Origin of the sequence: Micromonospora sp. CA-259024 (genome assembly GCF_050936255.1) — a bacterium.
In the GTDB taxonomy this organism is placed as follows: Bacteria; Actinomycetota; Actinomycetes; order Mycobacteriales; family Micromonosporaceae; genus Micromonospora.
The window spans coordinates 108,991-132,956 of sequence record NZ_JBNJND010000002.1; the positions used below are offsets into that span (position 1 = coordinate 108,991).

A 23,966-nucleotide genomic window follows, 5' to 3' on the forward strand; every position below is an offset into this window, starting at 1 on the left:
GGTGTCCACCGACGCCTTCACCGTCCTCGCCGAGCCCACCCGACGCCGGATCCTCGATCAGCTCCGCGACGCCGAACGAAGCGTCGGCGAGCTGGTCGATGGGCTAGGAGTTAGCCAGCCAGCCGTCTCCAAACACCTGCGGGTGCTTCGCGACGCCGGCTTCGTCACCTGCCGGACGGCCGCTCGACAGCGGATTTACCGCCTCGACCCGGGTCCGCTGCGGGCCGTCGACGGCTGGCTGGACCCGTACCGGCGACTCTGGGCCCGACACCTGGACGCCCTGGAACGGCACCTCGACAGTCAGGAGCAGTGAATGGACCGCGACGCGTTCCGCCCGAGCCCACCCGCCGACGTACGCGCCGAGCCCGCCGAGCCCGGCGCGACCCTGGTCTTCGTCCGCGACCTGCGGCATCCGCCAGCCACCGTCTGGGCGGCACTGACCGACCCGAGCCAGCTCGCGCGGTGGGCGCCGTTTCTCGCCGACCGCGATCTCGGCCACACCGGCGCCGCCGTGCTCACCCTGGTCGACGGCGAGACCACCCAGCAGGACCCGGCGACGGTACGCCGGGCCGAGCCACCGCACCTGCTGGAGTACACCTGGGGCGACGACCTGCTGCGCTGGGAGCTGAGCCCGCTGGGCAGCGGCACCCGGCTCACCCTGCGGCACACCCTCGCCGACGGGGGCATGCTGCCGATGGTCGCGGCCGGCTGGCACCTCTGCCTCGACGTGGCCGACCGGCTGCTCGACGGCGACCCGGTCGGCCCGATCCGCGGTGCGGAGGCCAAGGACTTCGGCTGGCCCGAACTCCGCGACGCCTACGCCGAACGGCTCGGTGCGGACTGACCGGTATCGCCCCGGCGGCCCCCGGCACCCCGGAGCCGCCGGAACCCGGTCAGACGTACGGCCGCTTGGCGTACGCGGCGCGGAGCGCGGCCAACCCGTCCGGCTTCGGCGTCAGGGTGCCCCACCCGGAGTTGAAGTAGTTGGTCCGCACGATCCGCGGCCCGCGCTCGGCGTTGAGCTGGGCGATCGCCGCCGGCACGGTGGCGATCCAGGCCGCCTGGTTCGGAATCTCGGCCGCCCGGACCCCCCACTCCGCGATGATCACGGGCCGGGACAGCGCCACCGGACCGAGGTCCGCCACCGCCCAGTCCTTGGTGCGCCGAAACCGGGCCAGCGCGGTGTGGCTGGCGTTGGTGGCGTACGCGTTCCACTGGAGGAAGTCGAGTCGGGACATCAGCGACTCCGGGTGGGTGCGCTGGAAGCAGGCCCGGTCGAAGCCGCCCAGCCCCACCGAGAAGGTCGTCCCGGCGGGCAGCGTCCGGGCCTTGAACCACGTGAGGATGTAGTTCATCGCCTGCACCGCCCGAGCGTCCGACTCCGCCCAGGTGTACGCCTTGCCGTCCTCGGTGGTGCCGAACTCGTGGTCGGTGTCCAACTCTGAGGCAAGTTGGATGTTCACCCCGAAACCGAGCGTCCGGTACTGCGCCAGGGCGCGGTGGAGGAGCCCGTCACACTGGCCCTTGAGCACCTGGCCGTACCCGTACGCCCTCGGCCAGGTGGTGCCGGGGCGCTGCTGGATGGTCATCGACGGCGCCGGCACGGTGTAGTTGGTGACGTCCACGGTGAAGGTCTGCGGTCCCGCGTCCGGGGCGCCGTAGTGCTTCAGCTCAAGGACCATGTTCATCTGCACCCCGGCCCTCCCCAGGTTGATCAGCCAGGGCCGGTTGTAGCCCGGGAAGATGTACCCGTCGGCGAGGCTGCGGTACTGGGTGAGCGACCGGAAGTTGCCGCCGGCCATGTCGGCGGTCGGATCGGCGCCGCCGGACAGGTAGTAGCCACCGAGCACCGGCTGGCTCAGGCTGTAGTCGGCGGTGGCCGTCGCGGTGTTTCCGGCGGCGTCGCGAACCTGGGCCGTGACCCGGGGCATCACGCCACCGACCGATACACGGCCACGGAGCCGTTGTCGGAGACCCGGGTCCAGGTACGCCCGGAGTTGTCGGTGACGGTCACGGTGAGCGGGTCGATGACCGCGGTGGCCTTGACCGGCGCACTGCTGTTGCCCTGCGCGTCGGTGACCACGATGGTGACGGTCAGCGGTCTGGTGTCGGCGTCTGAGTAGGTGACGGTCAGCAGCATCTGGTCACCCGGCGCGAAGACGGATGCGTTCAGGGCTGCGGTCGCGGTGGGAGCGGCCATGTCGGGCCCTTTCTGGCTCGGCCGCCAGGGCTCGGCGCGCGATCGAGCGACGCCGGACCCGGCGGGGTCCACAGTGCGAAAGGCCGGCGGGGCACGGGGACGGCAGGCACGGCCGGTCGGCGACGTCGCCTGACTGTCGGCGGTGCTGACGTCCTTGTCCCGGTGGGCGGAGGCACCGCTGCGGGCGCCCGCAGGGGTGTCGGTGGCAGCCACGGCCTGTCGTACGCGCGATCGGCACGGCGTCTGTGCCGTGACCGCCGCGGCATCGAGGCCGGGCTGGGTGAGGGCGGCGCCGGTGCGGACATTGGTGTCCCCGCCGGGCCGGAGGATCGGGATGTGGCCCGCCACCCGTCTACCTCCACCTGTGCTAAGCGTGCTCTACCAGGGGCTTTGCCGTCTTGTCCGGTTTGTGACAGCGCCGCCGGTTGGCAGGGATTCCTGTCGGACGCCTCGACTCAGCGACGTCGTCGTGCCGCGTCGAGCAGGGCGGGCGGGGTGTCGAACTTCTCGTGTGCGGCGAGGTCGACGCCGGGCGCGACGATCGCGTCGATCGCGTCGAGCACGTCGGCGGAGAGCACCGTGTCCGCGGCGGCGAGCTGCGAGTGCAGGTGGTCCATGGTGCGAGGACCGATGATCGCGCTGGTCACGGCGGGGTGCGCGGTGACGAATCCGAGCGCGAGCTGGATCATGGTGAGGCCGGCCTCGTCGGCGACTGTGGCCAACCGCTCGACGGCGTCGAGCCTCGCCCGGTTGGTCGGGGTGCTGATGTCGAAGCGCTCGGGCAGGATCGCCGAGCGGCTGGTGGTGATCTCCCGGCCCGCACGGACCGCGCCGGACAGCCAGCCCGAGGCCAACGGGCTCCACGCGAGCACGCCGAGTCCGTACTGCTCGGTGACGGGCAGGACATGGGTCTCGACCCCGCGCTGCAGGATCGAGTAGCTGGGCTGTTCGGTGACGTAACGACTCAGGTGGTTCTCCCGGGCCGCCCACTCGGCCTGCACGATCCGGTACGCGGGGAAGGTCGAGGAGCCGAAGTAGCGGATCTTTCCCGCTCGCTGCAGATCGGTCAGAGCCGACAGCGTCTCCTCGTCGCTGGTGGTCGGATCCCACCGGTGGATCTGGTAGAGATCGACGTGGTCGACGCCGAGGCGGCGCAGGCTGTTGTCCAACTCGGTGACCAACCAGCGGCGCGAGCTGCCCCGATGATTCCGCTCGTCGCCCATGGGCATACCCGCCTTCGTGGCGAGAACGATGTCGTCGCGACGACCGGCGATGGCCCTGCCCACCAGCTCCTCCGACTCGCCCTGGCTGTACATGTCGGCGGTGTCGATCAGGTTGATTCCGCCCGCCAGGGCGGCGTCGACGATCGCCGTCGCCTCGTCCTGGGTGGTACGCCCCAGTTGGCCGAAGTTCATCGCGCCCAGTGCGAGTGTGCTGACCTGGACGCCGGTGCGGCCCAAGGTGCGGTACTGCATGATTTTTCCTCCGTGAGACGGCGACGTGGCTTGGCTCTGGTTCACCTGCTCTGGCATCCTGAGCAAGCGGAACCATGTTCCGATAACAAACATACGGAACGCTGTTCCGTTTGCCAAGTGATGGAGGAAACGGCGCGGTGGCCGACATCGACAGCGGGTCGGGGCAGCCGGTCCCACGGAAACGGGCTGACGCCCGGCGCAACGAGGCGACACTGCTGGACGCCGCCGCCTCGGCCTTCGTCACCTCCGGTGTCGACGTGCCCGTACGCGACATCGCCGCCCGGGCCGGCGTCGGTGTCGGGACGATCTACCGCCACTTCCCGACGCGCGCCGACCTCATCGTCGCCGTCTACCGACACCAGGTCGAAGCGTGCGCGGAGGCCGGCCCGACGCTGTTGGCGTCCAGCGGCACACCGCACGCCGCCCTGGCCAGCTGGATCAACCTCTTCGTCGACTTCCTGGTCACCAAGCACGGCCTCGCCGAGGCGCTGCAGTCCGACAACGCCGCCTTCGAGACCCTGCACGCCTACTTCATCGACCGCCTCGTGCCGGTGTGCGCCCAGCTGCTCGACGCCGCCGCCACGGCGGGCGAGATCCGCGCCGACGTGAATGCCTTCGAGTTGCTGCGCGGCGTCGGCAACCTCTGCATCGGCGCCGGCGATCCCCGTTACGACGCGCGTCGCATGGTCGGCCTTCTCATCGCGGGGCTGCGCCAACGCTAGAGCCGGCCGACAGCGATAGCTTTGTGATCATGGCGGACTGGGAGATGCGACCCGCTCTGATGGCGGACGTCGAGGCCGTGGCCGAGTTGCGGGCGGTGGTGCTGCGGGCCGACCTGGAGCGGCTCGGGCGGTACGACGAGCAGCGGGTACGGCAGCGCCTGCGCGACGGGTTCGCACCGGCGTACACCTGGATTGTCGAGGTGGGCGGCGTGTTCGCCGGCTCCGTGGCGCTGCGCCCGGCAGCGGACGCTCACTGGCTGGAGCACTTCTACCTGGCCCCGCACCGACAAAGCAGTGGCATCGGCACGGCCGTGTTGCGTGGGCTGCTGGACCGGTGCGACCGCGCCGGCACCGTGGTCCGACTGAACGTGTTGCGGGGCAGCCCGGCCCGGCGGCTGTACGAGCGGCACGGCTTCACGGTCGAGACCGAGGACCCGGTGGACGTGTTCATGGTGCGCGAGCCCACGCCGTCACCGTGATCAGGCGTCCACCCCGATGTCAATGTAACGTTGACACGTGACGGTGGAGTTGGCTCAGTTGGCCGATGTTCGCGCCACCCGTGCCCGACTGGACGAGCAGGAGTTGGACCTCATCGACCGGGCGCGCCACGACGGCGCGACGTGGGCGCAGATCGCGACGGCCCTGGGCCTCGGCAGCCGGCAGGCCGCCGAGCAGCGACGCCAACGCCTGGTGGCGGCGCGGTGGTCGCGGCGGCAGCAGCTCGACCTCCGCCTGTCGCCGCAGATCAGGACGCTGCGGGGCGCCGTGGCCGACCTCGATCGGTGGATCGCGGCAGATCGACGGTGGGACACCCGTTTCCGCCGGGCGGCGCTCGTCCGCAGCACTGTGGACGTCGCGCTGGATGCCGACCCGGGCTCGTTGTACGCGTTGGCCCTGCACCTCGCCGCGGATCTGGCCGAGGCGGGCGGGCGGCTCCCACCACCGGTCCAGGCCGTCGGAACGAAGCTGACCGACACCCTGTCAACGATTCATTGACAGGGTGTCGCCAGTATTGCGCTGCAAAGACTCAAGAACCAGGGTGTGAGCCATCCCGGCTCACCCTGGAGGGCTCATGCGCCGCAACGCGGGGCTGTTCGTGGCGATCTCGCTCCTATCCGGCTTCGGCAGCAGCGCCATGTCCCTGGTCGCCGGCATCTGGATCCTGGACCTGACCGGTTCCACCGGCCTCGCGGCACTCGCCGGCCTCTGCGTGTACGCACCGGTGCTCGCCGGCCCGTGGCTGGGCGGTGTGCTGGACCGGGCGCCCCGGCGTCCGCTGGTCATCGCCGTCAACCTCATGCTGGCCGCCGTGCTGCCGGCACTGTTGGCGGTGCGCGGGCCCGGGCAGACCTGGCTGATCTTCGCCGTCTCGTGCGCCTACGGCGTCAGCTACGTCCTGATCGACGCCGGCGAAACCGCCCTGCTGCCGTCCGCGCTGCCGTCGTCGGAACTCGGCCAGGTCAACGGGTGGCGCTCAAGCGCGCAGGAAGGCATGAAGCTCGTCGCTCCACTGGCCGGCGCCGGTCTCTACGCCTGGCGCGGCGGTCACGCGGTCGTCGTACTCAGCGCGGCCATGCCGGTCCTGGTCGCCATCCTGTACGCGGCGGTACGCCTGCACCGGACGCCACCCGAGCAGCCAACCCAGCGGCGTCACGGCCCTCGTGCCGGGATTTCGGTCCTGTTCGGACAACAGGCGACGCGGGTGCCGATCGTGCTCGCCGCCGTGTCGATCGCCATGTCCGGCTTCTCGACCGCGGCGGTCTACACCATCGTCGTCTCGGAGCTGCACCTGCCGACGACGTTCCTCGGGGTGCTGGCCAGCGCGCAGGGCGCCGGTTCCATCGTCGGCGGCCTGGTCGTCGGGCGGCTGATCAGCCGGTGGAACCCCGTCGGCGTCGGCATGGCCGGGACGGTGCTGTTCGCTCTCGGCTGCCTGGCGCGGTGCCTGCCGTGGTGGCCGGTCACGGTCGGCGGCGCTGCCCTCGCCGGCGTCGGCCTGCCCTGGACCCTGGTCGCCGCGGTGACCGCCGTGCAGACGCACACCCCGGCAACACTGCTGGGCCGGGTCTCCGCGACCGCCAACACCGCGATGTTCGGGCCGCTCGTGGTGGCGATCCCCCTCGGCTCCGCGGCCGTCCACCTCGGCGCCCGCCCACCGCTCATCGCCGCCGTGGTGATCTGCCTGGCGGCCGTGGCCGCCACCTCCGACCGCCTGTCGTCCCGACGGAACACACGCCTGATCGCCGGACGGGGCCACGTGACACGGTGTCGGAACCGCCGATTGGCGACTCCGTGCGGACCCGCCGAGCGGGTAGATCCCGGCCCGGCCCGTGGGCCGGGCCGGGATCAGGTCAGCGGACGCCGAACGCGCGGATCACCGTCTGGGTGACCGTGCCGTGGTTCGCGGCGTCGGTGGCGGTCGCCCGGACACTGACGAACCGCGCCGACTTCGGGGCGTCGAGGATGCCGGCGCTCCCGAGTCGCCGCCACGTGCGACCGTCGTCGTAGGACACCTCGACGCGGGTTGCCGCGCCCAGGGGCCGTCCGTCGATCCGCGCCGCGGTGACCTCCAGTCGGGCATGCCGCGACGCCACCCCGGACAGGCTGGTCGCCACCTGGTAGTCGAGTTGCACCAGATCGAGCGTGATCGGCTCCACCTGCTCCAGGTTCGGCGCCGGGGAGCGGAAGGTCCACTCGGTGTCCGTCCGGGTGCTGTACGGCGTCACGCTGCCGTCGTGGGAGCTCTGCGTGACCAACCGCAGGGACTTCGCGGCCGCACCGACCTCGGCGACCAGGAAGTCCCCGTCGGCCTTGGCGAGTTCGGTGCCGCCCTCGTAGAGCGCGGTGGTCTGGGTCGCACCCTGCGCCAGCGTGCCCTGGTGGTGCGGGTCACCGTCGCCGAAGACGGGCAGGCCGAAGACACCGACGAGCTCGCCGATCCGCGCCGGGGCCGGGAGCGGGCCGTCGTCGAAGAGCCGGGGCCGGCCGATCGGCGCGAACCAGGAGGTGGTCGTGGTGCGGCCGACCGGATACGCCTGCGCCTCCGACATCATCGTCATCTCGGGCACGCCGGCCTGCTCACGCCAGGTGCCGCTGGACACCCAGTCGGTGCGCCTGCCCTGCGCCGGGATGGGCAGGATCGGGCCGAGGAGAGCCGAGCCGGGCCGGTCGGGGTGGGCGTCGCCACGCGTCAGGTAACCCATGCCCGCGCTGCGACCGCGGAAGTCCTGCTCCACCCGGGCCAGGTCGCGTTCCCGTGGCCGCCAGGTGAGGTCGGCGGGGATCGCGCCGGTGTGCCACCGGTTGAGGTCGTAGACGTAGCGCGGCGCCGGGTGCGACTCCACGGTGACCGTCGACCGACCGAGCAGGGACAGCAGGCGCTCCCCCTGGTCGCGGGCGATGGCGGCGACCGGCAGCGGCGTACTGGGGTCGCCGACCTCCCGCCAGGCGTCCAGCCGGCCCGAACCGGTGTTGACGATCAGGAGCATCGTCGCGCCGGCCCGGTGGGCGGCGTCCGCCTGCGCGATCGCGGTCGGAACGTCGACGTACCGGACAACCGCCACCCTGCCGCGAGCCGCCGCGAACGATCCACCCGCCGGGATCAGCACCGCACCACGGCGGTAGACGCCCTCGGGCAGCGTCGACGAGCCGGACTGCGCAAGCAGATCGTCGAAGCGCTCACCGGCCACGGTCAGCGACAGCGGCGGCTGGCTGGAACTCCACCGGGTGCCGAAGGTGAAGGCGCCCTGGGTCACCTTCCGGCCGGTCGGCGTCGCCCAGATGCTGTCGTACTGCGGGCCCACGAGGTAGTCGTCGCCGAACGGGTACTTCCCGGGATGCGACCGGAACAGGTCGACCCGCAGTTGCGCGAGGCTGGTCCGCGACGGGGTCTCCGCGCGGGCCTGGGTGAGCTTCCTGCCGTCCAGGAGCACCTCGCGGTCGCTGTCGAGGACCACCTCGGGCGCGGCCAGCACGGCGCGGCCCAGCGAGTGCGGCCCGTTGGCGCCTCGCACGTCGGCGTACATCCACATCGCCCAGGTGCTCGCCGGTAGGCGCACCTTCAGCGTTCCGCTGGCGTCCACCTCGTAGGCCTTCGGGACGGTGTCGTGCAGCACGTCCTTGACGATCAGGACGCCGCTCAGTGGCCCGCCGTCCGTGCCCTTGCCGGTCACGGTGAGGTTCGCGTGCTTGGCTTCCCGGTTGAGACCGACGACGGTGCGAACGGAGATGCCGTCCGGCCCGGTGGCGGTCACCGACCCGATCGCGTACGTGCCGTCGGGCATCGGGTCGAGCGGCGAGACCACCGCTGCCGTGGCGGTTCCCCGCGCGGGCACGGTGATCCGCCGTTGCGGCAGCGTGAAGGCCTCCCCGGCGACCGCCAGGTCGAGCGTCACCGCCTGGTCACCCGTGTTCGTGTACGTGATGGTCTGCTCGGCCTGCTGCCCCGGCGAGTACGGCCAGCGCAGCCCGGCGAAGGTGGTGCCGGTCGCGAACACCGTCGCGTGCACGGCGGCGGCCACGTCGACGCGACCGCTCCCGGCCCAGTCGAGCGGATGCTGCGGCGTCCGCTTGCTGGTGCTCATCAGCGCATCCTTGAGTCGCGCGCCGGTCCAGTCCGGGTGTACCGCGGCGAGCAGGGCGGCCGCCCCGGCCACGTGCGGTGAGGCCATCGAGGTGCCGCTCATCGTCTGGTACGCGCCCGCACCCTCGGCCGCGTACTGGGACCTGGCGGCCAGGATGTCGACGCCCGGCCCGGTCAGGTCGGGCTTGGGCGCGTTGTCGCCGTGGCGCGGGCCCCGGCTGGAGAAGACCGCGAGCCGGTCCTGCGCGTCGACGGCGCCGACGGTGAGCGCCGACGCGGCCGCGCCGGGTGCGCCGACCACCTGCGCGTCCGGCCCGCTGTTGCCCGCCGCGATCACGAACAGCGTCCCGGTCTCGGCGCTGAGCCGGTCCACCGCGGCGCTGAGCGGGTCGGTGCCGTCGGTCGGCCGGCCGCCCAGGCTCATGTTGACCACCCGTGCCCGGGCGGTACGGGCCGCCCACTCCATCCCGCTGATGATCCAGGAGTCCTGGCCCTCGCCCTGGTCGTTGAGCACCTTGCCGATGTGCAGGTCGGCGCCCGGCGCCACACCCCGTTCGGCACCGCCCGACGCCGCGCCGGTTCCGGCGATCGTGGACGCCACGTGGGTGCCGTGCCCGTGCCGGTCGGTCACCTCCTCGCCGGGAACGAAGCTGGTCGCCTCCTCGATCCGGCCGGCCAGATCCGGATGTTCGCGGTCGACGCCGGTGTCCAGCACGGCGACGTCCACGCCCACGCCGGTGTCCCCGCCGGACCACACCTGCGGGGCGCCGATCTGCGCCGTGCTGTCCGCCAACGCGGCGCGCACCTTGCCGTCCAGCCAGATCCGCGAGACACCACCCCGCATCGACGTCCCCGGAGCGGCGAGCGTCGACCAGAACTCCCGCGAGCGCGCCACGGTGATCGCGGCACCGCCGATGCTCTCCAGCGGCCGCACCTCGGCGGCGCTCTTCGGAAGGGCTCGGGCACCCGTTCCGTACTCGACGATCAGCGGCAGCCGGGCGGCGTGCGCGTCGTCGTACCCGTCGGCGATCAGCCGGGTCACGTTGAACAGGTCGTCGTCGAGCAGACCCGAGGCGACGTACGGCAGCGCGGCGTCCGGATAGGCGTACGTCTCGCCGCCGAAGGTGCTGATGCGCACCCCTCCGGCGGCCTCCACGCCGGTCACCGCCGTGCCGGTCACGGTCACCTTGTCGCCGGTGATGAGCGTGACCGTACGTGATGACGACCCGGCGGCCGGCGCGGCCGGCGCGGCCGCCGCCGGCGTGACGGGCAGCGGGGTGCCCATCGTGGCGGCCGTCAGCACGGCCAGTATCGAATGGACGAGCAATGCGACTCCTGCGCAGTAGGGAAACGCGTGGCACCAAGGCTCTAGAGATCGCGTAACGGCACGGTTAAGCCGTCCTGGCCACGTTGCGCCACGTCCACTCGGCGCCAAGACCCGCGAGACGCGTGGATACTGTCGAACCATGCCGCTCAGTCCGGACGAGGTCGAGGTGTTCGAGCGCTCCAGAGGCCGCCTGGAGGCCATCGCCTATCGCCTGCTGGGCTCGACGAGCGACGCCGAGGATGCCGTCCAGGACACGTTCCTGCGCTGGCAGTCCGCCGACCGGGAGAGAATCGAGACGCCCGAGGCGTGGCTGACGAAGGTGCTCACGAACCTGTGCCTCAACCAGCTCACCTCGGCACGGGCCCGGCGGGAGACCTATGTGGGTGCCTGGCTGCCCGAGCCGGTCCTCGCCGGGGACCGGATGCTCGGGCCGGTCGACACCGTCGAACAGCGCGAATCCGTCTCGGTGGCGGTGCTCACCCTCATGGAGCGACTGTCGGCCAACGAGCGTGTGACGTACGTGCTGCGCGAAGCCTTCGGTTACTCGCACGGCGAGATCGCCGAGATCCTCGGCATCACCGAGTCGAACTGCCAGCAGATCTACCGGCGTGCCAGACAACACATCGCTTCCGGCCGGCCCCGTGCTGAGGTTGACTGGGCCGCCGCGCGGAAGGTCGTCGCCGAGTTCCTCACCGCGGCCACCAGCGGCGAGATCCAACCGCTGGTCGAGCTGCTGACCGACGACGTGACGAGCACCGGCGACGGCGGCGGCAAGATCCCGGCGCGGACGACCCCGGTCGTCGGCGCGCTGGCGGTGGCGAGGTTCCTGCGCGGCCTGTTCGCGCCCAGCAGGGTCAAGCGGGACGTGCTGGGTGGCAGCCTCGCTCTCTACGTCGAGGTCGCCAACGGCGGGCCGGCGCTGGTGGTCGTGTTCGGTGACCGGGTCGTCGGTGTCGTCTCGCTGGAGGTGACGTCGGAGGGTGTCGCGGCCATCCACAGCCAGGTCAACCCCGACAAGCTCGTACGCGCCACCCGCCAGTGGTCGGCGTCGGAGCACGGGGAACCCCTCCTGCACATCTGGTGACGTGCCGAGAAGGTGCTAGTTCTCACCGGCGGTGATCAGGCCGGTCTCGTAGCCGCAGATCACGGCCTGGGCGTCCGGTGACCCAGGTCATAGTCGGCTCCTGTCAGGAATCGCGCCGCTGTCCGGTTCAGGAAGCGACCACCGCCGAGACAGGAGTGACACCATGAAGCACCGCATCGTCGTCCTCGGAGCCGGATACGCCGGGGCCATCGCCGCCGGGCGCCTCGCCAGCCGGCTCCACCCCGACGACATCGAGATCACCGTCGTCAACGCCGACGCCGATTTCGTCGAGCGGGTCCGGATGCACCAACTCGCCAGCGGGCAGCACCTCAGGCGCCGGGCGCTGAGCGATGTCTACGCGGGCACCGGCGTCGAGGTCCGACTGGCGCGGGTCACCGCCGTCGACGCCGACCGCAAAACCGTCGCGCTCGTCGACGAGCACGGCGCCGACGAGATCGCGTACGACACGCTCGTCTATGCCCTCGGCAGCACGGCCGCGGACCACGGCGTCCCCGGCGTCGCCGAGCACGCGTACGACATCGCCGGCAGGCCGTCGGCGCTGCGGTTGCGCGACCGCCTCGCCCACCTCGCGGCCGGCGCGACCGTGCTCGTCGTCGGCGGAGGCCTCACCGGCCTCGAAGCGGTCACCGAGATCGCGGAGGCCCGGCCGGACCTCGAGGTCGCGATCGCCGCCCGCGGCGGCCTCGGCGACTGGCTCAACGACAAGGCGCAGCAGCACCTGCACGGAGTCTTCCGTCGGCTCGGCATCACCGTCCACGAGCACACCGACATCGCGAAGGTCGACGCGACCCAAGCGGTCACCGGCGGAGGCCGGGTGATCCCGGCCCAGGTGACCGTGTGGACGGCCGGCTTCGCCGTCCATCCCATCGCCGCCGCCACGACCATCGAGGTCGCGGCAACCGGACAGATCGTCGTCGACGCCACGATGCGCTCGGTCTCGCACCCCGACGTGTACGCGGTGGGCGACGCCGGCCTCGCCGAAGGGCCCGGCGGCAAACCGCTGCGGATGTCCTGCGCCTCGGGGAGCCCGATGGCCTGGCAGGCCGCCGACGCGATCGCCGCGCGCCTGACCGGTCGGACCAGGATCCCGAAGGCCCCGCTGCGCTATTTCAACCAGTGCATCAGCCTCGGCCGCCGCGACGGCATCATCCAGTTCGTGACCGCCGACGACCGGGCCAAGCCGTCCCTCATCACGGGCAGGCTGGCGGCCCGCTACAAGGAGTTCGTCTGCACGGGCGCGGCCTGGGGCATCTCCCACCCGATGCCGTACCCGGTCCGCCGCCGCCGCATCACCGAGACCCGATCGGAGATCCGCACGGCCACGTCGTGAGCACAGTAGAGGCCGCCTCCGCCGCTGCCCGCGACCCCTGCGCCGACTCACGGCACGAGAATCTCACGCTCGCTCGCCGAAGATGAGCGTGGAGGCGGTCGGTGACCACCGGCGGCGGTCCTCGCCCGGCGGGAGATCATCGGAGACGGCGATCTTCGCCGCCGCGACGAGGACCGAACAGTGCCGGCCGGAACCGAGGAGAAGACGTCATGGGCAGTTTGATCGCCGACATCCTGGACGCGGCGGCACACGGGCACTTCCCGCCCCCGGACGGCGGGACCACGGTGGTGCCGCAGCCGAGCCACCGCGACGCCGGAGTCATCGCCTTCACCGCGCACTCCGTGGTGTTCACCGACGAAGACCCCGAATGGGTACGCCGCACCCTGGCTTCTCTCGACTGCGACGGCCTGGCTGCGACGATGAATCCACGTTTCCTGGGTGCGCTGCTCGACCGCACCGGGCGGTCAATGGACACGATCGACCTACTGACAGTCGCAAGCCCCCTTGCCGGTGCGCCCCCGCTGAAGCTGAGGGAGCTTGTGGACTCCGAACATCCCCGCGAGGCCAGGGCACGTAAGCGCCGTGACGACGTCCGCGTCTGGGCGGCCGACGGCGGCGTCGTCGTTCTCGGCCGGGGCGTGGCAGGCCGCTGGGAGACAGCGATCGAAGTCGACGAGGGACGACGCCACCAGGGCCTGGGGTGCGCGCTGGCGACGGCCGCCCGGCATCTGGTGCCCGACGGGCAACCCGTCTGGGCACAGCAGGCGGCTGGCAACGCACGCAGTGTTCGCGCCTTCCAAGCGGCCGGGTTTCGCCCGGTGGGAGCCGAGGCCCTCATGCTCGATGCGTAGGCATTCCCCCAGACGGGCGGCCGCTCACCGCTCCGGAGTGCGGAAACGGGGGGTCTAACATCCCAGGCCATGCGCGGATTTCTCACGGCCGGGAGTCGAAGGCTTTCGTATCTGGACTTTGGTGGTTCGGGTGCTCCGCTGCTGGCTCTTCACGGGCACTACAACGAAGCGTCGGCATTCGCGCCGCTGGCCGAGGCGTTGGCACCGCGGTGGCGGGTGATCGCGCTCGATCAGCGCGGGCACGGAGCGTCGGACCGTGCCGAGAGCTATGAGCGTGACGACTACGTTGCCGACGTCGCCGCGTTCCACCGGCATCTGGAAGTCGGCCCGGTGGCGATGCTGGGCCACTCACTCGGCGGAGTGAACGCCTACCAGTACGCCGGCCGGTACGCGGACCTGGTCACCGCGCTGATCGTCGAGGACATCGGCGCGGTCGTGGACGTCGACTGGTCATTCACGACCAGCCTCCCCCGCCACGCGCCGTCCCGTGATGCGCTGGCCTCGGCCCTCGGTGCGGCGGCGCCCTATCTGGAATGTTCCTTCCGCCAGTCCGGAGACGGCTGGGGCTTCTCGTTCGACATCGGCGACACGGTGGCGTCCCAGAAGGCACTGAGCGGTGACCACTGGAAGGACTGGGTTTCGGTGACCTGCCCCACTCTCCTGATTCGTGGCACACGCAGCGACGAACTGGCGGCCGGCCACGCCGGCGAGATGATCGCCCGACGCGCCGGCCAGGCTCGTCTTGTCGAGCTGCCAGCCGGTCACGTGGTGCATCACGATGCTCAGGCGCAGTTCGCCGCCGCTGTGAGTGCCTTTCTCTCCGGACACGACTGAACCCGGGGAGCTTCAGCCGCCCAGCCCAGCCCGGCCTGTCCCCGGCGGCCGAGTTCGCGGACCAGATCCGGGGACAGGGTCCGCTCAGCGTGCGGGCGTGGAGAAGCGTTGTGGGGTCGCGGTGCCGTGGACACGCTTGGCATGGGCGGCGTAAGCGCGGCGAGCGACGATCGGCATGATCAGCCGGACCGGCAGCGGAGCCTCGGCGAGAACTCCCTTGACCACCTCGGGGTCACCCTCGTACATCGTCATGCCGGCGATCAGCGCGAGGTACTTCTTCGGGGTCGCGCGCATTCCGTGCTCGCCCATCTCCTTCCACTCCGCGGCGGTGATGTACTTCTCCGCCAGCGGCAGAAGCTGACTCTCCTCCGTCGCCATGTGCTCGACCAGCGCGACGCGCAGCCGTTCGAAGGCGGCGGCGAGTTCGGCACCACCCTGTGCGGTGGCACGCCAGCCGGGGAGCAGCCGGGACACCTCCGCGTTGGCCTCTTCGATGGCGTGGTGCTGGTCGTGCATGAGGGGGACGATGGCCTCGGCCTCCGCGCCGCCCCGCTCGCTCAGCCGGGGCCAGAGCAGCAGGTCCTCGCCCTCGTGGTGCTGGTGCAGAACACCGCACACCATGCTGGCGTGGCCGCCGACGACCTCGGCGCGTCCGGTGTCGCCCGGGGCGACATCCTGGACGAGCTTCGGCAGCAGGCTGATCTCACGACGGAGGCTGGCGTGCGCCATGTACATGTCGCGCACGTCGGCCATGGCTTCGTTGTGGTTCGGGTTCACTGCGACCTTTCCGGGGGGCGCTACCTGTTCAGGCGTTTTCGGGTTGGCGCTCCGGGGCGACGGTTCTCGCGCCGGAGTTGCCCGTCGAAGCCTGCCCGACAGCACTTGCAACCGACTTAAAGATCACCAATCGCGTGTCCGCCCGTCCTCGGACGGACCGGACAGGGAGGGAACGGCCGCCGGACGAAGCCGCCGTCAGACGGCGAGCGCGGACTCCGCCTCCGCCAACCAGTACGGCGCGTTCCACCGGCGGGCCACCTCCGCCGCCAGCCTGAAGTGCCATACCGCCAGGTCCGGGTGGCCCTGTAGCCGAAACAGCTCGCCGAGTGTCAGCGCGACCGGGCGCAGCGTGAACGCGGTGCTGGAGAAACCGGCCAGCTGTTCGCGTACCGGAAGCAGCTCGTCGATGATGGGCTGCGCCAGGTCCCTGCGGCCCAGCGCCACGGCGACCATCGCCCGTACGGTGAGAGCCGTCGACTGGAAGTAGTCGGGACGGCAGGGATGCACCCCGACCGGCACGGTCCTGGCCTCGTCGACCCTGCCGCTCTGGACGAGGGCCAGCGCCAGCAGGTCGTCGAGAGCCGGACCGAACATCTCGCGCGAGACCCGGGTCGGCTCCAGATACTCACCGAGGCGCCGCTGGCTGATCAGCAGGGTCGCGGTGGAGTAGTAGCGGAGGGTGTCGGCGTGCAGCGAACCCTGCTGTCGCATCTGGCCGGCGGCCTCGTCGTAGCGGCGCTGTGCCGTCACGAAGTCACCCGCGACGTGGGCGAGTACGCCCTGCGTGGCGAGGCCGATCGCCATCGCCTCGTTGAGCCGGTAGGTGCTGACCATCGCCGCCTGCCGGGCGATGCTGGCGTGCAGCTCCTCCGGTTGGTTGAGCGCGGCGGCGCTCTGGCCGAGCGCCTGCTCGGCCAGCCAGTGGTAGGTCACCAGGCCATGCTCGGTGGCGAGGTCGCGAAGTTCCAGCGCAAGGCCCCGCCGCTGTGGCGCCTGCCGGTCGAATCGCAGGGTGCGGAGGCGGGCGGCGAGCCCGAGGGCGCGCAGCTCAGGGTCGTCGAACTCGCGCGAGATGGCCAACGCCTCCAGCCCGGCCGCCGGGCCGCGTGGGTCGGACTCGCCCTCAAGCTCGCTGGTCAGCGCCTCCAGCAGTCGACAACGGTCGACCGGATCCAGGTCGCCCTTGCCCAACAGCCGCGTGAGAGGTTCGACGACCTCGTGCTCCACAACCCCGTACGCACGGATCAGCCACGGTGTGGCGACCTTCCACGCGGTGAACGCCGCGACGAGCAGTTCGTCCCGGCCCGAGGCGACGGCGACGTCGACGGCGCGAGCACGGGTCCTGCGGGCGGCTCCGCTGGCGCCGGCGCGGGCCTGCGCGCGGAGCAACCGGCCGAGCAGGTCCACCCGCAGCGCGGCGCGATCCCCGGGGACCACCTCGGCACTGTCCAGGGCGTTGCTGAGCAGCTCAACCGCGACGTCGTACGCGTACCGTCGCTCGGCCAGCTCGGCGGCGCGGATCGCGTAGTCGACGGCGAGCCGCGCGGTGTCGGACGACGCGGCGCGGGCGTAGTGGTGGGCCAGCGCCGGGTGGTCGTCCGGACGCAGCCGGCGGACGCAGGTGGCGACCCGGGCGTGCATACGGGAGCGGCGTAGCTGGGAGATGTCGGTGTAGATGGTGTCGCGGACCAGATCATGCACGAACCGCACCCGCCCCGGCGCCGGTTCGGTGAGCAGGCCGGCGACCAGCCCGGCCTCCAAGGCGTCGAGCACAGTGTCCTCGTCGGCGTCGGCGGCCTCGACAAGTGTCTCCACGTCCGCCTCCCGCCCGGCGACGGCGGCGAGGCGCAACACCGCGACCGCCGGTCGCGGCAGCCGGGAGAGGCGTCGGCGCAGCACGTCGCGCACCCCTTCCGGCACCTCGGACATGGCCACGAGTGCCCCCTCGGAGGCGAGCAACTGGGCCGCCTCCCGGACATAGAACGGGTTTCCGCCGGTGCGCTCGGTCAACGCGGCGACCGTGTCCGTGTCGACGGTCGTCCGGATGATCGAGTCGATGAGCCGCTGCACGTCGGCCGCTGCGAGTCCGTCGAGCGGTATCCGGCGCGGGGACCGGCGAGCCAACGCCGCCATGTTCTCGGCGAGCCGCTCGCGGTTGTCGGTGGGCCGGAACGCTGCGACGAACAGGATGGCCGCATCGGTCAGCTCGGTGACGCTGGTCAGCAGCAGCAACGTCTCGGCGTCGGCGGCGTGCAGGTCGTCGAGGAGGATGGCGATCGGTCGGTGGCCCGCCGCAGCGCGCAGCCACGTCGCGACCGCGCGGTGCAGCCGAAACCGGCCGGCGGCGACGTCGCCGCCGAGGTCGCGATCGGTGTCGTCGAGCAGCGGTGCGAGCGCCGGAGCGAAGTCCCCGGGCGGCGCCTCCCTGGCGAGTTGCCGGAGTGCCTCGACCCACGCCCAGGCCGGCGGAGCGCCCTCGACCTCCGGACAGCGGCCGACGGCGACCAGCCAACCGTGGGCGGCGAGCTCCCGCCGGAAGCGGGCGAGCAGACTGCTCTTGCCAGCACCGGCCTCCCCGGTGAGCAGCACGATTCGGGGCCCGCCAGCAATCGCCTCGGCCGCCGTCTCCCCGAGGGCCGCCAGTTCCGCCTCCCGCCCGACGAACACCTCGTCCGGCGCCGGCGTGGTCGATCGCTCCGCGTCCGGTCGTGCCGGAGGCGGGGGCGCGGCACGGTCGTACGGCACGGCCGGCGCCGTTGCCGGTGTCCCTGCCGCCGTCGACAGCAGGTCGAGGCGCTGACCCAGGATCGCCTGTTCCACCTCGACAAGCGCCGGTCCCGGGTCCAGGCCGAGTTCCTCGGCCAGGGTCGCGCGCGCCCGGCGCAACGCGGCGAGTGCCTCGCCCTGCCGACCGGTACGCCACAGCGCCAGCGCCAGCAGCCGCCAGCTCTCCTCCCGCAGGGGCGTCTGTCGTGTCAGTGCCTCCGCCTCCGGTACCGCCTCGGCCGCCCTCCCGGTGCGCAGGGTCACGTCGAGCAGCAACTCCCGGGCCACGAGGCGCAGCTCCTCCAGCCGCGTCACCTCCGGCTGCACCCACGGCTCCCCGGCGAGTTCGGCGTACGGTCCGCCGCGCCACAGTCCGAGCCCGGCGTCCAGCAGCCGGCCGGCGCGAGCCGGATCGGTGGTGCTGACCGACCTCGCCTCGGCGAGCAGCCGCTCGAATTGCCAGGCGTCAACGGCGTCCGCGGGCACCCGGATCGCGTACCCGGGCGGGGCGGTCACCAGCAGCCGGGCCGGTGTCCGGCGTTCACGGGACGGCTCCAGCAGCCGCCGCAGATTCGAGATGTACACCTGCAGTGAGGCGATGGCCCGGGGTGGTGCCTCACCCTGCCACAGATTGTTGATCATCCGGTCGACGGAGACGACCTCGCCACGGGCAGACAGCAGCAGGGCGAGCACGGCACGTTGGCGGGGGCCACCGAGGTCGACCGGTTCGCCGTTGTCGAGCTCGAGCCCGAACGCTCCCAGCACCCGCAGCAGCATGACCTGGACAATGTTAGTCGTACCGGCTGGCGCCGCTGTGGACTCGGTGCGACCGGATCGGACCACTGGAGGCGGCGGCGCATATCGGAGAGATGGTACAAAAGAGGACATGAAGTGGTTGCGGCACGGTCAGTCGACATCGGCGATCGGCCGCCCTCCGGGTCAGGCCGCACCTCCGTCGTTCCTCGAACTCTTCTTCGATCTCGCCTTCATATTGGTTTTCGCCCAGTTGTCGCACGATCTGGTCCAGAACCTGACCTGGGACGGCGCGTTCCAGACGCTCATACTGCTCCTCACCGCGTGGTGGGCCTGGGTACTGACAGTCTGGGTGACCGACCTGTTCAACCCGCGGCTGCCGAAGATCCAGATAATGGTGATCGCCATCATGCTCGGCGTCATGCTGATGGCGCTCGTGATGCCGACCGCGTTCGAAACGCGCGCCCTGTTCTTCGCCGGCGCGTACCTCGCCATCCATGTTGCCCGCGATGGTGTGCTCATCCCCGCTACCAGAGCCAATCGAACCGTGCAGGCCAGGAGCGTCCGGGTCGTCTTCTGGCACGGTCTCACCAGTCCCCTCTGGATCGGCGGGGCGATCGCGCAGGGCCACACCCAGTTGGTGCTGTGGGCCGCCGCGCTCGTCATCGAATACGTCTCGGCAACCTATGGGTGGCCGACGCCGGGCCTCGGCCGCACCGCATTGGCCGCCCGGATCTTCGCCGGTCCCCACCTCCACGAGCGGCACCTTCAGATCCTCGTCATCGCGATCGGGGAGATGATCCTCGGCGTCGGCCTGCGCGTCGTCGGAGGCCCATTCGCGTTCGAGAGCGTCGCCGCGGCAGTGGCCGCGTTCGTCGGAGCACTCCTGGTCTTCCAGATCTACATCAACAGAGTGCGGGAACTGGTCGCCGGACCATCCATCACGCTCCTGGAGCAAACGCGTCGAGGGATCCTCATGTCGCACAGCCATCTGGTGATGGTCGCCGGAATCGTGGTGTTCGCGACAGCCGCCGACCTGGCCGCGCGTGACCCGCTGGACAGGGAGAACGTGGCGTGGACGATCGCCGTTACTGGCGGACCCGCGCTCTTCCTGCTCGGCAGTTCACTGTTTGATCTGGTGGTGCGCCGGTCGTTCCGCCCCCGACTCATCGGGATGTTTGTGCTGCTCGCCATAATGCCGGCACTGCATATGCTGCCGATGTTCACCGTACTGATCCTGATCGACGTGGTGCTCGCCGCGACGCTGGTCGTCGAGTTGGCGGTCGCGCTCCCCCGGTCGCCCTCTCCAAGTGCCCAAGCCGCTGGCGGACGGAGTTCGTAAAGACACCTCCGGCGTCCGATCGCCGTCACCGAGCGGCAGTGTCGAGCCCTGGCATTTCGACGGCGAGGAATCAGAAAGGTAGCCGTGGGGGCGTGGCCGGCCCCGGTCGTATTCCGAAGTTGAAACTGTCCGCCAATGCGATGCCGAGCAGGATGAACGTGACGAGCGCCATGATCGTGAGTTGCGGGAGGACGGGGAAGGCGGCCGCGAGCAGACCGATCACGATGATCCCGATGGGGCGGGTCCACGACACTTGGCTGAAGACGGTGTAGGCGAGCACACTGCGGCCGACCAGGAAAAGCACCGGGCCGCCGAGCATGGTCGCACCCCAGCCCGGGTGGGCAGGGCGCAACGGGTCGTCGATGACGAGTGCGGTGCCGGCCGCGGAGAGGATGATGCCGGCGACCATGACGAGATGGCTCACCGCCGCGAACTGACCGAACCTGGATGGATTGGTGGAAGCGACGATGGCATCGGGCAGCAATTCACCGGCACGATAGATGTAGATCCGCCACATCAGTACCGCCGTGGCGAACGCCATCCCGAAGGCGGCGACCCGATAGATCGTGTAGTTGTCGGGGCTGAGCGTCAGCCCGGATGTGAAGACCGATACCCCGAGCGCAATGATCAGAAGTTGACGGTAGCGTTCGGCGATGCGCTCACCGACGATTTTCCACTCCCACCCCACGGAGTGGCCGAGTTTCGGTGTGGGCCAGCCGAGCACGGCCGCCGTGTACTCGATCGTTATCGCCAGTGCCCACAGCACTGTGCGCGGAGTATTGGGAAGGAGCGCGCCGGCGAGCCAGGCCACCCCGGAGATGCCGGCCCAGAAGAGGATTCGACGGTTACGGATCCGTACTATCTGTCGGCGACCGGTGATCAGTAGGTACGTGGCCGACCCGAGCTGGACCGCGAGATACCCGATCGCGAAGAGCAGCCCTCGTCCGTCGAACGCCTCCGGGACCGCGGCCGACATCACCAGGCTGCCCGTCATCACCCAGAAGACCTGCACCTGACCACGCGGACGATTCAGGTCGGAGGTGTCCGCCACCCACGAGGACAGGGCCCACACCAGTGCGAACGCCAGAAACAGGATCAGGGTTTGCGCGGCGGCCAACCAGGTCAGTGTCGCGGACAGGTCCGCCGCGAGCACGATCAGCGCGAGGAAGAACACCAGGTCGAAGAAGAGTTCGAGAAAAGCTGGGCGATGTTCGCCCGTCGCTTCCCGAACCACGCCGACGTCATCAGCCATCGGGGACTCATTCTGCCGGAATTATCCCACTATCGTAGTGGCATCGCCGCTCCCGGGGGCCTCAACGGGCGCGCGGTTGTGTTCGCCGCGGATCCGCAGGTAGCTGTCGGCAAGCTGGTTCGGCAGGAGGCAAGCCGCGAAACCCTGACACCGCCGCACCGCCTGACCGACAGCGCTACCAATACCCCCCGGGGGTAGCCTACGCTGTTGACATGCGCGAACGGGTGTTCCTCGTCGTCGGGTACGACGGGGCGGAGTTGCTCGACATCGCCTGCGTGACGTCCAGCCTCGACATCGCCAACCGGATCGGCGCCACGCCGCCGTACCGGGTCGTCCTGGCCACCCCCGGCCGGCGGGAGATCAGTTGCGACTCGGGGCTGCGGCTGGCGGGCGAGGTGGGCCTGGAACGGTTCACCGGGCCGGTGCACACGTTGCTGGTGACCGGTGGCCAAGGCCATGAGTGGGCGGCGGCGAGTCCGCACCTCGTCGGCCACGTCCGGCGGCTGGCCGGGCTGGCGGAGCGGGTCGCCTCGGTCTGCACCGGGTCGACAGTGCTGGCCGAGGCCGGCCTACTCAGCGGTCGGCGGGCCACCACGCACTGGATGTACGCCCACCGGTTGGCGGACCGGTTTCCCGACGTGCGGGTCGACGCCGAACCGATCTACGTCCGGGACGGCACCGTCGCGACCTCGGGTGGCGTGACGAGTGCACTGGACCTGACGCTCGCCTTCATCGAGGAGGATCACGGGGCGGCGCTGGCTCGGGGCGTGGCGATGGGCACGGTGGCGTACCTGCAACGGCCCGGCGGGCAGGCCCAGATGAGCATGTTCCTGGCCGGCCGGGCCACCGACGACGTCATGGTCCGCAGGATCAGCGATCACATCGTGAGCCACCTCGCCAACGACCTGAGCACGGCGGCGCTGGCCCGGCTCACCGGGGTCAGCGAGCGCCACCTGTCGCGACTGTTCGTCGAGCACCTCGGGCAGACTCCGGGGCACTACGTGCGTCGGGTGCGGACCGAGGCGGCCGCGCACCTGCTGGCATCGACCGGGCTGCCCCTGAGGGCCGTGGCACGACGCTGCGGATTCGGCACACCCGAATCGCTGCGGCAGGCGTTCGTCGATCGGTACGCCGTGCCGCCTCCCGCTACCGGGCGGTGCACGCTGCGGCGCCCCCGGTTGATACCACGGCTTCGGCCCCGCGTCCCAGCGATTCGGACACGATCGATCCCGAAGCGGTGCCGACCGCCGCGTCGCCGGCAGGATCGTGGCCATGACTCAGCAGTCGTTGGCGCGCCGGCCACGACTCGTCGACCGTTGGCCCATCGCGGTAGCACTTGGCACTGATCATCGTGGCCGCAGGCTGACCTTAAGGTTGTACATGTCGATGCTTTCGGATCCGACACGGAGGAGTGAGCAGTGACCACACGTACCGGCAAGGTGATCGTCAATCAGACAGTCTCGGCGGACGGGTACTCGGCCGGGCTCAACCAGACCGAGGAGCGCCCGTTCGGTGACGACGGCGGTGACGGCTGGGGCGGCAGACTGCATGCCTGGATGTTCGACGCCGGCGACGAGAACCGGGCCGAGGTCGACCAGATCAATGCCGCCTCAGCGGTCATCATGGGGCGCAACATGTTCGGCCCCGTGCGTGGCGAGTGGGATCGGCAGTGGAACGGCTGGTGGGGTGACAATCCGCCGTTCCACACGCCGGTCTTCGTGCTCACCCACCACGCGCGCGAGCCGCAGCCGATGGAGGGCGGCACCACGTACCACTTCGTCACCGACGGAATCGAGTCGGCACTCGCACAGGCACGCGCGGCAGCCGGCGACGGCGATATCTCGATCCACGGGGGTGCGACCACCATCAACCAGTATCTCGCCGCCGGCCTGGTCGACGAGCTGCGGCTGCACATCGTGCCGCTCACCCTCGGCGCCGGCGTGCGGCTGTTCGAGGGCGTCCCGCCGCTGAAACTCGAACAGGTGACGTCGCGGGCGGCGACGTCGGTCGTGCACGTGACCTACCGCGTGCTGCCCGGAAGCGGTGTCACTCCCTCCCAGTAGCCTGCCCGGCGAGCCGACTGAAGGCCGTAGCGGCAGAGCCATACGAGGGAGAGTGTGGTGTCTGCGATCGCGTCCTTGACCTTGGTCCCCAGGGACAGCGTCACCGAGCTGGCCAGCCTGGCCCGCACATCGCCGTCGTCGTTCCACTCGTACCTGGCGGAACACAGGGGCACGGCGCGGCAGGAGTACGACTGGTCCGGCTACTGCATGCTGTACGTCCTGACCTATCTGGATGAGCGTGGCATCGACCTGGAGCAGTCGGAGTTCGATGCCGAGTCGGAGGCCATCAACCGCGTGTACGGCCTGACCGTGCTCATCACTCCCGCCCACAAGCGGTTACTGGATCAGCTCGACCCCGCCAGGCACCGCGAGGAGGAGCTGGCCGCCCACTTCGACGAGATGGGGATGGACTTCGAGGAGAGCGGCACGGCCGGTCTGGACGGGCTGACGCTGTTGCGCGACAACATCGCCGAACTCCGCGACGACCAGGTATTGCTGCTGCACGTTGGCTGAGGCCGACTTGACCAGACGGTGTCACCACCCTGGGCTGGGGCTGCGGCGCCCCACCGGGCTGCTGGCCCAAGGAC

Annotated in this window: 21 protein-coding genes; 14 read left to right on the forward strand and 7 right to left on the reverse strand. The window is 70.7% G+C overall.

What is annotated here, in order from left to right:
* Nucleotide 1: 1 nt before the first annotated feature.
* Together ACQEUX_RS19795 and ACQEUX_RS19800 are read left to right on the forward strand one after the other, a co-directional pair.
* Entirely contained in the window at nucleotides 2-313 is a 312-nt protein-coding gene (locus ACQEUX_RS19795; RefSeq protein WP_088949605.1) for an ArsR/SmtB family transcription factor, read from the forward strand.
* Entirely contained in the window at nucleotides 314-844 is a 531-nt protein-coding gene (locus ACQEUX_RS19800; protein WP_433050329.1) for an SRPBCC family protein, read from the forward strand.
* Nucleotides 845-893: 49 nt separating this feature from the next.
* Here ACQEUX_RS19800 and ACQEUX_RS19805 read toward each other — a convergent pair whose 3' ends face one another.
* The 3 genes from ACQEUX_RS19805 to ACQEUX_RS19815 all read right to left on the reverse strand — a co-directional run bounded on the left by ACQEUX_RS19805 (nucleotide 894) and on the right by ACQEUX_RS19815 (nucleotide 3,675).
* On the reverse strand, nucleotides 894-1,931 hold the full coding sequence (locus tag ACQEUX_RS19805) for a hypothetical protein (RefSeq protein WP_433050332.1): 1,038 nt from the start codon (nucleotides 1,929-1,931) through the stop codon (nucleotides 894-896).
* Nucleotides 1,931-2,200 carry a hypothetical protein gene (locus ACQEUX_RS19810; protein WP_433050335.1) on the reverse strand — a complete coding sequence of 90 codons (270 nt, stop codon included), beginning with the start codon at nucleotides 2,198-2,200 and terminating at the stop codon, nucleotides 1,931-1,933. Before ACQEUX_RS19810 ends, ACQEUX_RS19805 begins: the two co-directional genes overlap by 1 nt.
* Nucleotides 2,201-2,655: 455 nt before the next feature.
* The gene (locus ACQEUX_RS19815) at nucleotides 2,656-3,675 is read right to left on the reverse strand and encodes an aldo/keto reductase (RefSeq protein ID WP_433050338.1); all 1,020 of its coding nucleotides are present in this window, start codon (nucleotides 3,673-3,675) and stop codon (nucleotides 2,656-2,658) included.
* Between the two features lie 137 nt (nucleotides 3,676-3,812).
* Here ACQEUX_RS19815 and ACQEUX_RS19820 point away from each other — a divergent pair, with 137 nt between their 5' ends.
* The 4 genes from ACQEUX_RS19820 to ACQEUX_RS19835 all read left to right on the forward strand — a co-directional run bounded on the left by ACQEUX_RS19820 (nucleotide 3,813) and on the right by ACQEUX_RS19835 (nucleotide 6,786).
* Nucleotides 3,813-4,397, forward strand: coding sequence for a TetR/AcrR family transcriptional regulator (locus ACQEUX_RS19820; RefSeq protein WP_433050341.1), 585 nt, complete (start codon nucleotides 3,813-3,815; stop codon nucleotides 4,395-4,397).
* A gap of 29 nt (nucleotides 4,398-4,426) precedes the next feature.
* Entirely contained in the window at nucleotides 4,427-4,876 is a 450-nt protein-coding gene (locus ACQEUX_RS19825) for an N-acetyltransferase family protein (RefSeq protein WP_433050344.1), read from the forward strand.
* Between the two features lie 37 nt (nucleotides 4,877-4,913).
* Complete coding sequence (locus tag ACQEUX_RS19830; protein WP_433050347.1) at nucleotides 4,914-5,393, forward strand: hypothetical protein; 480 nt, start codon at nucleotides 4,914-4,916, stop codon at nucleotides 5,391-5,393.
* Between the two features lie 76 nt (nucleotides 5,394-5,469).
* The gene (locus tag ACQEUX_RS19835) at nucleotides 5,470-6,786 is read left to right on the forward strand and encodes an MFS transporter (RefSeq protein WP_433050350.1); all 1,317 of its coding nucleotides are present in this window, start codon (nucleotides 5,470-5,472) and stop codon (nucleotides 6,784-6,786) included.
* Here the strand turns inward: ACQEUX_RS19835 and ACQEUX_RS19840 are convergent.
* Nucleotides 6,749-10,282, reverse strand: coding sequence for a S8 family serine peptidase (locus ACQEUX_RS19840; protein WP_433050353.1), 3,534 nt, complete (start codon nucleotides 10,280-10,282; stop codon nucleotides 6,749-6,751). The genes ACQEUX_RS19835 and ACQEUX_RS19840 overlap by 38 nt on opposite strands.
* A gap of 163 nt (nucleotides 10,283-10,445) precedes the next feature.
* Between ACQEUX_RS19840 and ACQEUX_RS19845 the strand changes: the two genes are divergently transcribed.
* The 4 genes from ACQEUX_RS19845 to ACQEUX_RS19860 all read left to right on the forward strand — a co-directional run bounded on the left by ACQEUX_RS19845 (nucleotide 10,446) and on the right by ACQEUX_RS19860 (nucleotide 14,426).
* On the forward strand, nucleotides 10,446-11,390 hold the full coding sequence (locus ACQEUX_RS19845; RefSeq protein WP_433050356.1) for an RNA polymerase sigma-70 factor: 945 nt from the start codon (nucleotides 10,446-10,448) through the stop codon (nucleotides 11,388-11,390).
* A 163-nt stretch (nucleotides 11,391-11,553) separates the two neighbouring features.
* Nucleotides 11,554-12,741, forward strand: a complete 1,188-nt coding sequence (locus tag ACQEUX_RS19850) for an NAD(P)/FAD-dependent oxidoreductase (RefSeq protein WP_433050359.1) — start codon at nucleotides 11,554-11,556, stop codon at nucleotides 12,739-12,741.
* Between the two features lie 209 nt (nucleotides 12,742-12,950).
* The gene (locus ACQEUX_RS19855) at nucleotides 12,951-13,592 is read left to right on the forward strand and encodes a GNAT family N-acetyltransferase (protein ID WP_433050362.1); all 642 of its coding nucleotides are present in this window, start codon (nucleotides 12,951-12,953) and stop codon (nucleotides 13,590-13,592) included.
* A gap of 69 nt (nucleotides 13,593-13,661) precedes the next feature.
* Nucleotides 13,662-14,426, forward strand: a complete 765-nt coding sequence (locus ACQEUX_RS19860; protein ID WP_433050365.1) for an alpha/beta fold hydrolase — start codon at nucleotides 13,662-13,664, stop codon at nucleotides 14,424-14,426.
* An 84-nt stretch (nucleotides 14,427-14,510) separates the two neighbouring features.
* Here the strand turns inward: ACQEUX_RS19860 and ACQEUX_RS19865 are convergent, their stop codons facing one another.
* Both ACQEUX_RS19865 and ACQEUX_RS19870 read right to left on the reverse strand, forming a co-directional pair.
* On the reverse strand, nucleotides 14,511-15,179 hold the full coding sequence (locus ACQEUX_RS19865) for a hemerythrin domain-containing protein (RefSeq protein ID WP_433050368.1): 669 nt from the start codon (nucleotides 15,177-15,179) through the stop codon (nucleotides 14,511-14,513).
* A 219-nt stretch (nucleotides 15,180-15,398) separates the two neighbouring features.
* On the reverse strand, nucleotides 15,399-18,746 hold the full coding sequence (locus ACQEUX_RS19870; RefSeq protein WP_433050371.1) for a BTAD domain-containing putative transcriptional regulator: 3,348 nt from the start codon (nucleotides 18,744-18,746) through the stop codon (nucleotides 15,399-15,401).
* 109 nt (nucleotides 18,747-18,855) lie between these two features.
* Here ACQEUX_RS19870 and ACQEUX_RS19875 point away from each other — a divergent pair, with 109 nt between their 5' ends.
* Entirely contained in the window at nucleotides 18,856-20,064 is a 1,209-nt protein-coding gene (locus ACQEUX_RS19875; protein WP_433050374.1) for a low temperature requirement protein A, read from the forward strand.
* 70 nt (nucleotides 20,065-20,134) lie between these two features.
* Here ACQEUX_RS19875 and ACQEUX_RS19880 read toward each other — a convergent pair whose 3' ends face one another.
* On the reverse strand, nucleotides 20,135-21,316 hold the full coding sequence (locus ACQEUX_RS19880) for a low temperature requirement protein A (RefSeq protein ID WP_433050377.1): 1,182 nt from the start codon (nucleotides 21,314-21,316) through the stop codon (nucleotides 20,135-20,137).
* A gap of 212 nt (nucleotides 21,317-21,528) precedes the next feature.
* Between ACQEUX_RS19880 and ACQEUX_RS19885 the strand changes: the two genes are divergently transcribed.
* From ACQEUX_RS19885 to ACQEUX_RS19895, 3 genes are all read left to right on the forward strand, one after another.
* On the forward strand, nucleotides 21,529-22,662 hold the full coding sequence (locus ACQEUX_RS19885; protein WP_433050380.1) for a GlxA family transcriptional regulator: 1,134 nt from the start codon (nucleotides 21,529-21,531) through the stop codon (nucleotides 22,660-22,662).
* A gap of 72 nt (nucleotides 22,663-22,734) precedes the next feature.
* A complete protein-coding gene (locus ACQEUX_RS19890) occupies nucleotides 22,735-23,379 on the forward strand; it encodes a dihydrofolate reductase family protein (RefSeq protein WP_433050383.1) in 645 nt (214 codons plus the stop codon).
* A 75-nt stretch (nucleotides 23,380-23,454) separates the two neighbouring features.
* Entirely contained in the window at nucleotides 23,455-23,892 is a 438-nt protein-coding gene (locus ACQEUX_RS19895; RefSeq protein WP_433050386.1) for a hypothetical protein, read from the forward strand.
* Nucleotides 23,893-23,966 lie beyond the last annotated feature (74 nt).